Source organism: Ruminiclostridium cellobioparum DSM 1351 = ATCC 15832, assembly GCF_000621505.1.
Taxonomy (GTDB): Bacteria; Bacillota; Clostridia; order Acetivibrionales; family DSM-1351; genus Ruminiclostridium; species Ruminiclostridium cellobioparum.
The window spans coordinates 1-7,620 of sequence record NZ_JHYD01000068.1 but is presented as its reverse complement, the minus strand read 5'-3'; the positions used below and the strand labels follow the sequence as shown (position 1 = coordinate 7,620).

Genomic DNA, 7,620 nt, shown 5'->3' with positions numbered 1-7,620 from the left:
GAAAAATGGGATAAGAAGTACCCATCCATCTTGCGGTCCTGGGATACTAATTGGGCAGAACTTACCACTTTTTTCAGCTATCCCGAACAGATCAGGCATTTGATTTATACGACAAACGCAGTGGAAGCATATCACAGAATGGTGCGGAAGTTTACGAAAGCAAAATCCATTTTCCCCACCGATGACTCGATTCGGAAGGTGGTATTCCTTTCAGCAAAAGAAATTACGAAGAAGTGGACGCAGCCTTCAAGGGACTGGGCAATGGCGTATAGCCAGATAATGATATACTTTGCAGACAGGTTTGTTGCATAAAAGCCCTGAGGGCTCTGCCCTCAGACTCCCAAGGTTTATCCGCAAGAACTTACCGATGAAAAGAAAAAAGGCGAACAACAAGGCTCGCCATTCATCGTATAAGCCGCAGCAAGCGTTGGGTCGCTCCTCAGCGTTGCCCGATTTATGCTACAGTAATATTATCGTCAAATCTTTGGATGATTATTCCATTTACACTAAAGTATGTTCACACCCGGCTCCTGATATTTTTCCAATTTAATAGATTATTTTTTCTGAATTTTCTTCTATTTGCAATATCAAATCTTCTTTGCGAATATCTGAAATACTCTTTGCAATATTCTCAAGTTCATTTTTTAACCCCGCAACAGAGTTAAACTTCATTGTGAAAGGTGCGTCTGTCTCTAATAGAATCCTGTCTTTTGGAATGCTTCTAATAGTATCTTGCCCGCTTTTTGTTTTCAGCATTTTAGAATTAATGGAGAAGTATGCCCCCTTTTCTATTGCTAATTTACGTTCAGAAGCAGTTCCAGAAAACCAATGAAAAATACACTGGCAAGTTTGAAAAGTTCTTTCTTCCTCCAATATTTCAATCAAGCATCTAGCTGATTTTACACTATGAATAGATAATACCTTTTTCCCCTCAGTGGAACATGCATTGGCAATTTTCCGAAAACATGAAAGCTGTTGCAATTTAGATTCCACAAAATTTCTATTAAAGTCAAGTCCAATTTCACCAACATATCTTGCATTGCTCATTTCATCTAGAAACTGGCTGATTTCTTGGCTTCTTTCCCTCATTAGTTGTGGATGTAAACCAAGACCAACTTTTATATTTTCTACATGTTTTGTAAACTGTCGTTCTCTTTCGTAAGCCAGCGGAGTGGTTCCAACAGCAATTATCCCAACATCTGATTTATTAAACTCCTTTATGAGGCATTGCATATTATCCATTAAATCCAAATGGAAATGTGTATCAACCAACATTATTCTATTATCTCCTTACTATCTTTAATCCACTGATCGACTTCCATAAGTCCTCGGTAATACATGTCGGAAAGTTCAGCAAGGTATGCTTCTTCATTTTCAAGAGGTCCTGGTTTATGAATCAATATATCTTTAACCTTTGAATTGAGTTTTAACTTCTTAATAGCATATTGAAAAGAACGTAATTGTTCTCCTACTAGGCTACGATTATTTTCTATATCACTTACATCGGAATACAAATACTCCGAAGTATCATAATCACCAAAAGCACGGTGCATTGCAGCTCTTCTTATAATACATGGTAAACAATGTCCACAATGTTGAGAATGTCCACTACGAATATTAGCATTATTCACGGATGAACATGAATAAGACTTTCCTATTGCAACCTTTAATTCTTCCTTATTAAGACATTCAGCTGCCATCTCTCCTTTAGTTTTGTTCCAATATGGATTTATAATTGAAAAACCATATAGATTTTCACTAATTTCATTCCATAATTCAAGATAATAGGGATGCGTTGTCCTCGTACTATGTGAACCAACTCGAGTGCAATCCAACGGAACATTTAATGCAATTAATCCATTCTCAGGCATAAGCAGTTGTTTACAATTTTTTGTTCCACTCATTGCAAATATTGCAATTGCAATAAATAGAAATGATCTGCTGCGCTGATTTTTATCTTCATCTGCATACGGCAAATCAATCTCTCCAAGACTTGTCCAAAGATATACATTTTCATGATATACATCAGGATAATCCATATCTAAAATATGTAACAAATCTGTTTGCCAATGCCTTACTCTGGCTTCTCCTGCATGACTTATCAACAATGTAGGTTGCTTCTGCTCCATATAATTAATTGAAGCTATCAAACTGTCCATTCCCCCGGAAAACAATGAAGCAATTTTATACTTATCAGTACGTTGTGCTTCTTTATCCTTTTCAACAAAATTACTCTCTCTTTTAGAAAAATCAAGTGTCCATAAATCACCTGTTAAAAACTTCAGCATTCGCTCCAAAATTTTCTTTTGGTTCTTCCATTTATCTTCATATACCGGAATAGAAAGAATGATTTCTCTTGTCCACGAGTCTTGTGATTGTTTTTTCCTAGATATTTTCATATCAGCGATATAAACCATTAATCCTATAATAATAGCATCGTATCCGCTTTCTGATGGATAAATATTATGTTTACGAAGCTCATTAATTGTTGTTTGAAGTCCAAAACGAAAATTTCCAGATGAAGTAAGCATCGGTAGTTTAGCATTTATCATACTTTCTTCTGTACGCTCTTCAAATTCTGCTACGTTCAAATCCTTATAAAACGAAGCACATAAATGATATCTATACATGCTTATTCACCTTTCCTTTCCAGTATTTCATATGTTTTCTGATATATCGAATCTGTAATTTCTTGTGCTCTACCATTTGTCATCTGCATTTGATTTTGTTTCACTTCTGCACAGGCATCAGAAACACTTTGTTTTATATGCTGTTCAACTAGTCCTTCTATATGTGAAACCTGTTCAATATCATCTGGAAGTGTAATAATTTGGTTAGCAATATCATTCATAATATGCTCAAGAATAACTTTACCCATAAAATTTTCCAATATAGCTGAACACTCATCAGCAGTAAGTTCTTCTGTTTTTTTTCCATATAAGTCCACATTGTCTGTAATGGAATCATAGTACGCAGATCTAACTAAACCTTCATCGTTTGTCCCACCATCTGGGCAAACGAATGTAGCTATTTTGATAAAAAACTCCGAGGCAGGAAGTCCTTCTAAATTATTTATAGAAAGTTGATGTGCTACTTCCCTGACTCCTCCAGCTCCTGATAAATTATTTAAAACTCCATATAGTCTTGCCGTGCTACTTCGTGCAGAACCCAATCGTGTTGTGGCCCTAGTGCTTCCTCCAAGTGCATGATTAACATATCGTGACACTGTCCTTCTCATTGAACTTCCATCACGCCCACCACCCGAAACATATTGTGTGAATGCTTTTCTAGAACCTGTGAATCGATTTATATCTCCATCCGGCGGAATTGGCTTCATTCCTGTGGACTCCGGTATTACCTCACCATTAGTACCTTCATCAAGCCATGAAGGTACTAATGGTGTATGACCTGATTGACCTTTATTTCTTGTAGATGTTCCCATTATCTATCACTCCTGTGCGCTTTTTGCTGTACTTGTTATTATCGTATTTGTGGAATTCTCTTCGATACTCTTAAAAAACTGTTTCAATTTTATTCTTGAATCAGATGTTCTTGGTATACAAGCATCCCATCCTCCCACTGACCAAATTCCTAATTTGTCAAATGGTAATGTCATCAATAAGTCTACAAGGTCACCTTGGAGTTCTGGTCGATATTCTACCAAAACTCTTATTCCTTCAATGCTTTTGGGTGGTTCATTTTTCGAAAGATTTCGTGTGAATACATCCTGAAAAACTATTCTCATTAATCTCTTTGCATCTGATTCATCTAGCTTTTGAATATCTTTTTTCTTTTTAAGAGTATTAAATTTCCCAGCACGAACAACTGAAATCAACTCACGCAAACGTTCTTCCGTACTAACAAAAAAGAAATCCACCTTTTCAGTACAAGCGAAAAAATAAGGTCTAAGATCTTTTCCTACCAAAGACGGTTCTATTTGCATCCATGCTTTAACATCCTCCTGATTTAAAAATACCTTAAAAGAATCATTCTTTACTACTGCAATCGTCTGTGTTTTCTGTGCTTCACTTTTTGTCATGCTTTCAACTTTAATATCATTCTTTGGCTTTACTGAATTATTTTGTTTCGTTTTACTTGATATTACTTTTTCTTTTTCAGTAATATTTTCATTATCTTCTTCAAATGGAACTTCAAATGCGGTACAGTGACCTTCTTCATTTAACTCACCAGCTAGAGCTTTATAAAACTCACCATTATACTGTTCTGCCAACATCATTTTTGCAAGAACGGCCATTTCTAAATCAGCAGATTCAAATCCACGGTTCTGGGCAACTTCAGTTCTCAATAAAAGCATATTGATAAATCGTTTTATATTTCTAGGATTCCCGCTTGTATTTTCAGCTAGTATTCTATCGATACTTTGTGCAATTTTGACCCTCTCAATAGCATTATCATACTTATTTCCAAGCGCCTTTTTTATCTCTGTAGTGGAAAGAGATTCCAATGCCCATGGTTTATGTAGTTTATTAATTACAATTTTTTCGAGATTTTTTAATTCATCACATTCTCCCAGTTCTGCTTCTACTAATAAAAGCAAAACATAAAGTTGAGCCTCTGCTATACCGATTCTCGGAATATGAAGTGGTATCTGGATAAGCTTTTCTAAGTATTTATCCGAGAAACGACTATAATTAATTTTGGAAACCGCGTCTAAATTCTCGATATCCTGCTCAAGTACTCGTGGAAAATATTCTTTCACTGAGTACCGAATCATTGCATCATCAGCAGCAATAACAAAAGCAGTGCTATCCAATGTCAAAAACATACGGACAGCTTCAAGCGTCTCTATTGCTACCTTTGGTAAACAACGATCCAAATCATCTATAAGTACAACAAGTTTTCTTACATGTGCTTTTTCAAATAGTTCTTTGTAATTATTTCGAAATTCTTCCATTTCTTTATAACTTGAGGATTCCGGCGATGGCTCTTTGATTAAATCTCCTATCATCCCAATCATATTTCCAGCTTTTTCAGGATCTGTCACCGTTTCTCTTACAATATTAGCAAGTTTCTCTATCAAAACAATTGGAGCTGTTCCTGTTGCAATTGATACCCCTATTTTTCCAATGTTCTTTGCAATGCTCAATTTATCAAGATTTTTCCATAATCTTGCACCAATTTTTTTTACTTCCTCAATCCCACCTTTTATTTTATGTTTTTTGCAATAATTCTCTGCGCTTATTTCTAACTGTGAAACAATTGCACTCATTAATGCAATTTTTGCATCTTCAAATCCTTGATATTGCCAACTATTAAATCGAATACTCACATAATCCAAAATTGATTCTTCTTCATCTCCAGATGTGTTATCAATATTCTCTAGTTCTGTGCAATCCATGACTGATTTAAGTTCATCTTCAACCATTACTAAAATGCTTGATTTTCCCGCACCCCAATCTCCATGAACACCAATTGAGACCGATTCTTTGCTTTCCTTGATAATAGACACAATTGTTTTAGCAATAGCCATATTATTTAGACGGTCTATTCTAGTTTCATTATCTGATAGAACCATTATTAATCACCTCTTCCTTATGTTCTCTTATTTTGTTATCTTTTGTACCCCCCCTAATGAAACTGTTGATTGTGTTATAAAAAATATAAAATCTATCTTATCTATTATTACTTTCATAAAATGCACTGTGAGTTCATTATTGATGAGATCTCAGGAAGGTGTCAAAAAATGAGACTTCCTATGACACTTCCTTGATACTTCCTCTTACTTTGGTATTTGCCACTGTTTTGTCTTTTTAATATAGACAATTCCAACCTGTTTCTTAATCTCTTGAACTTCTCGTAAAACTGTCGATCTGGATATATTCAAGCTATCAGCAATATCCTCTACCTGTATGGAAGTATCTAGTATGTATTCTAATAGACTATTAATTTTATCCTTAATAGTTTGCACATCCATTATATTTCCTCCATAAATTCAAACCCTCAACTTCCCATTATTGCTATAATATCATCTTTATCAAACTTCGCATTATTAGCCTAATTAGATTCACCTGATAAATTGTTCCTTGAAAAGCTTGAATATAGTGAGTTTGTGGCAGGAATTAGCATGCTGAATGTCGAAATATACAGCATAATACAAAATTTACAATAGGTGATATCTTATGCTTATACTCGATTATCCAGAATGGACGCAGCCATCTGTTGCAGAAGTTTTTATTCCTAAAGTGGCGTATAAATTGACCCCTGAACTTGAACAAATAGACAAATTGCTCAAAGACGAATCCTTTGAAGAACCCATTGTAGGCAGCTTTAATACTCAAAGAGGCCGTCCTACGGTTCCCGTCAGGGTTTATATTCGATTGATGTTTCTTAAGCATTATACAGGCCTGAGTTATGAAGATATTGTTCCGGAAGTAACTCATAATCTAATGTTTCGTTTTTTCTGCCGTATACCCATCGAACAAAAGGTGCCCGATGCAACTGCACTGATGAAAATCACCACCAAATATGGAGAAGAAGTCATCGATGAAATGAATCAGCGACTATTAAAATCATTAGTACAGAAAAAACTTCTTAAAGGAAGAAAAACTCGCATTGATACAACCGTAGTGGAGTCAAATATCGTCCACCCCACGGATGCGGGCCTGCTTTACGAAGGTGTAAAAAAGCTAACAAAAGCAGTCACCCGCATAAAACGAGCATGTGGAAAGGCTTCCCAACAAAGTACGAAATCGAACCGTAAAATGAAGGAGCATATGCTTTCAATTAACAAAGTTCTTCGCCGAAGATCAGAGGATTCACGCACTGAAGTTCGTAAAATTACTGGAATGATTGCAGAGGAAGCTCGCAAGGTATTAAGCAAAGCAACCAGCTTGGCAAAGAAGCTTATTCCTGAGACAGAAAAAGACATCAAACTCAGAGGAACTCTTCTAGACACCGTCAATAAGGTTCAGAAAATCATTAATCAAAGCGAAGCAGTCAACAACGGCAATACAAAACTTTCAGACCGTCTCATCAGTTTAAGGGACCCTGATGCCCGACCAATTGTCAAAGGAAAGCTGGGCAAGCGTGTAGAGTTTGGATACAAGCTTCAAATACAAGAAACAGAAAGCGGCATAGTAACTGGTTATCAAGTATACAAAGGCAATCCTTGCGATAAAACCCTGGTAAACGATGCATTAAAAAAGCATGTAGATGTATTTGGGAAAACCCCCTTGGAAATTAGTCTTGACCGAGGTTATTACGATTCAGGAAACGAAAAGTTGGCATATTCAGCAGGAGTCAAAAATGTCTGTATACCCAAAATCGGAAGAAAATCCAAGGAACGGGAAGCCTTTGAAAAAACATCAGCATTCCGACGGTTAAAACAATGGCGTTCAGGCATTGAAGGACGAATCAGTTGTTTGAAGCGTCGGTTTGGTTTAAATCGCAGCATGCTCAGTGGATACCGGAAAACACAAATGTGGACTGGTCTGGGTATCTTTGCCCATAATCTACGGCAAGCAGCCAAATTAATGGCCTGAAGGTCAAAAATGGCCAAGTAACTCACATATTCAAGTGTCAAAGATCAATTTATTCTATAATTTTTATTAATATGAAGTGTATAACTTCACAAAAGTTGAATTTATCAGGTTAATCTAA

General features: G+C 36.0%; 7 protein-coding genes. 2 read left to right on the top strand and 5 right to left on the bottom strand.

Going from position 1 to position 7,620, the window contains the following annotated elements:
• Positions 1 to 312: transposase (locus T344_RS0119130; RefSeq protein WP_027630018.1), on the top strand; the 312-nt coding region annotated here is incomplete at its 5' end.
• Between the two features lie 234 nt (positions 313 to 546).
• Here the strand turns inward: T344_RS0119130 and qatD are convergent.
• From qatD to T344_RS0119105, 5 genes are all read right to left on the bottom strand, one after another.
• Entirely contained in the window at positions 547 to 1,275 is a 729-nt protein-coding gene (gene qatD / locus T344_RS28770; RefSeq protein WP_051572052.1) for a Qat anti-phage system TatD family nuclease QatD, read from the bottom strand.
• The gene (gene qatC / locus T344_RS28765) at positions 1,275 to 2,630 is read right to left on the bottom strand and encodes a Qat anti-phage system QueC-like protein QatC (RefSeq protein WP_051572050.1); all 1,356 of its coding nucleotides are present in this window, start codon (positions 2,628 to 2,630) and stop codon (positions 1,275 to 1,277) included. Before qatC ends, qatD begins: the two co-directional genes overlap by 1 nt.
• A gap of 2 nt (positions 2,631 to 2,632) precedes the next feature.
• Positions 2,633 to 3,442, bottom strand: coding sequence for a Qat anti-phage system associated protein QatB (gene qatB / locus T344_RS0119115; protein WP_027630017.1), 810 nt, complete (start codon positions 3,440 to 3,442; stop codon positions 2,633 to 2,635).
• 6 nt (positions 3,443 to 3,448) lie between these two features.
• Positions 3,449 to 5,536 (bottom strand): Qat anti-phage system ATPase QatA, encoded by a 2,088-nt coding sequence (qatA, locus tag T344_RS0119110; protein WP_027630016.1) that lies wholly within the window; start codon positions 5,534 to 5,536, stop codon positions 3,449 to 3,451.
• A gap of 204 nt (positions 5,537 to 5,740) precedes the next feature.
• Positions 5,741 to 5,935, bottom strand: a complete 195-nt coding sequence (locus tag T344_RS0119105; RefSeq protein ID WP_027630015.1) for an HTH domain-containing protein — start codon at positions 5,933 to 5,935, stop codon at positions 5,741 to 5,743.
• Between the two features lie 205 nt (positions 5,936 to 6,140).
• Between T344_RS0119105 and T344_RS0119100 the strand changes: the two genes are divergently transcribed.
• Positions 6,141 to 7,502, top strand: a complete 1,362-nt coding sequence (locus T344_RS0119100; RefSeq protein ID WP_027627333.1) for an ISNCY family transposase — start codon at positions 6,141 to 6,143, stop codon at positions 7,500 to 7,502.
• The last annotated feature ends 118 nt before the right edge of the window (positions 7,503 to 7,620 follow it).

What these genes read in the sequence shown, in the direction of transcription:
- qatB (WP_027630017.1), bottom strand. Translation starts at nt 3,442, where the DNA reads ATGGGAACATCTACAAGAAATAAAGGTCAATCAGGTCATACACCATTA.
- T344_RS0119100 (WP_027627333.1), top strand. Translation starts at nt 6,141, where the DNA reads ATGCTTATACTCGATTATCCAGAATGGACGCAGCCATCTGTTGCAGAA.
- T344_RS0119105 (WP_027630015.1), bottom strand. Translation starts at nt 5,935, where the DNA reads ATGGATGTGCAAACTATTAAGGATAAAATTAATAGTCTATTAGAATAC.
- qatD (WP_051572052.1), bottom strand. Translation starts at nt 1,275, where the DNA reads ATGTTGGTTGATACACATTTCCATTTGGATTTAATGGATAATATGCAA.
- qatA (WP_027630016.1), bottom strand. Translation starts at nt 5,536, where the DNA reads ATGGTTCTATCAGATAATGAAACTAGAATAGACCGTCTAAATAATATG.
- qatC (WP_051572050.1), bottom strand. Translation starts at nt 2,630, where the DNA reads ATGTATAGATATCATTTATGTGCTTCGTTTTATAAGGATTTGAACGTA.